At 41.8% G+C, this 1,617-nt stretch carries 3 protein-coding genes and 1 pseudogene; all 4 read right to left on the bottom strand.

Features of this window, described 5'->3' with window-relative positions; all coding sequences use genetic code 11:
- Nucleotides 1–276 precede the first annotated feature (276 nt).
- The 4 genes and pseudogenes from ACY8D0_RS28015 to ACY8D0_RS28000 all read right to left on the bottom strand — a co-directional run bounded on the left by ACY8D0_RS28015 (nucleotide 277) and on the right by ACY8D0_RS28000 (nucleotide 1,561).
- Nucleotides 277–558, bottom strand: a complete 282-nt coding sequence (locus ACY8D0_RS28015; protein WP_462413749.1) for an IS66 family transposase — start codon at nucleotides 556–558, stop codon at nucleotides 277–279.
- Nucleotides 498–1,166: pseudogene (locus ACY8D0_RS28010) on the bottom strand (IS66 family transposase). Before ACY8D0_RS28010 ends, ACY8D0_RS28015 begins: the two are co-directional and overlap by 61 nt.
- A 51-nt stretch (nucleotides 1,167–1,217) precedes the next feature.
- Nucleotides 1,218–1,340, bottom strand: a complete 123-nt coding sequence (locus ACY8D0_RS28005) for an IS66 family transposase zinc-finger binding domain-containing protein (RefSeq protein WP_462413748.1) — start codon at nucleotides 1,338–1,340, stop codon at nucleotides 1,218–1,220.
- 95 nt (nucleotides 1,341–1,435) lie between these two features.
- A complete protein-coding gene (locus tag ACY8D0_RS28000) occupies nucleotides 1,436–1,561 on the bottom strand; it encodes a hypothetical protein (protein ID WP_462413747.1) in 126 nt (41 codons plus the stop codon).
- Nucleotides 1,562–1,617: the final 56 nt, after the last annotated feature.

Here is a 1,617-nt window from a genome sequence, read left to right as displayed (position 1 = left end):
CTTATTCTAACGAGTTAAATTCAAGCCAACACATCGATTCGCCAGACATTTTCTTAGAATTTCGTAAACCCGAATTATAAAAAAAGCGCACCTTTTCGGTACACATCACAAATAGCCGTATATCCTGATTTTTTCAATCGAAAATACGACTAATTTCATTTATTTGCTACATTCCAGCTTGATCTTTTTTGACCAGGGCATCTATCGATCCAAAATTTCAGGATTTTGATGGATGCCGAGATTCGGTAGGTCCGTCAAAATTTTCTTTATGTATTCCTAGAAATCAACGCCATTGCTTTTGGCTGTTTCAGCGATACTTAAACAGATGGCGTTCGCTTTTGCACCGGCTTCACTGACACTGAAGAGCCAATTTTTCCTTCCAATGACATTGGGACGGATTGCATTTTCGGCTGGATTATTATCAATTCCAATGCGCCCATCATACAGGAATGCTTTGAGTCCACTTGCCCTGTTCAATGTGTATTCGGCTGCTTTCGCTAGGGCATTTTTTCCATAGAAGGGTGCCGTTTCAACCCATTCAAGGAACTTATCAACGATTGGCTTCGAGTATTTTTTTGCCGTTTTTTTCTGCGCTTACCCGGAGAAAGATGCTTAAATTTTCTTTCATGTGGATATAAATCGTCACAAAATTTCACGCCAATACGGCCATTTTTGCTATCCGCCTTCAGCCAATAGCGACGAACATGCGCCCAGCAATTCGCGAAGGTGACGCCCTCCAACCTACCATAGGCGGAATAGCAATCGCAAACTATCGTTCCGGAATAATAGCCTTCTATGAAACTTTCAAGGACAGTTCGAGCACGGGACAATGCGCTTTGAAAGAGGGTCATCGGTGGCCCTTGGGATGGCACACTCCGATACACCCAATTATAGGCATTGGTTTGACCGGATTTCCCATCGGAACGGTTGATAATTTGTGCCGTATGTTTCGTCGACATCCAATATCGATTTGGCCAACATCAATTGCTTCATCGTTCGTAAATGGGCAATAGCCAATTATGCGATGCACGAATGACCCAATTTGAGAGGTTCTTGTCATTTGTGTTCAGTCCATAACGTTCCCATTCCTTTACCTGGCGGTAAAGGGGCAAGTATTGTGAAAATTTATCATATATTACCTTGGCAAGCACGCTAGGGCTTGCCATGCTGCGTTGAATCACCGGTTGTGGTGCTTTACCACGTTTAATTTGCGCTTTTTAAAATGCATCGCTTTTGCAATTTGTACATTCATAAGCATGTTCAACGTGTTGGACCTTCTTCATTCTAGTAGGAATAAAGTCTGCTTCTTCGTGTACGATTGTACTGCCAATTTCAATCATTTTTCCTTGGCAACAGTCGCAGATTGTATTTTCCGGATGATGGTGAACAACCTCTACTTCAATGCAATCTTGAAATGAGTCATTTCGTTTTTTCTTTAGAACTTTTCGGAGACAGTGTAAGTAATCGTCTGCTGGCTTTGTTCTCCTGTGTGCTCAGGGTCATTAAAAGACGAATCCCCGTAGGGATCAAGATTGAAAGAATCTTGAATTAGCGTTGCCAAACCATCAATTCCTTTTCTCTTATGTGACTGTTCTCATAAGAGAAATTATGCGAAGA

This window comes from Neobacillus camarae (assembly GCF_054950115.1).
This window is presented reverse-complemented; position numbering and strand designations above follow the sequence as displayed.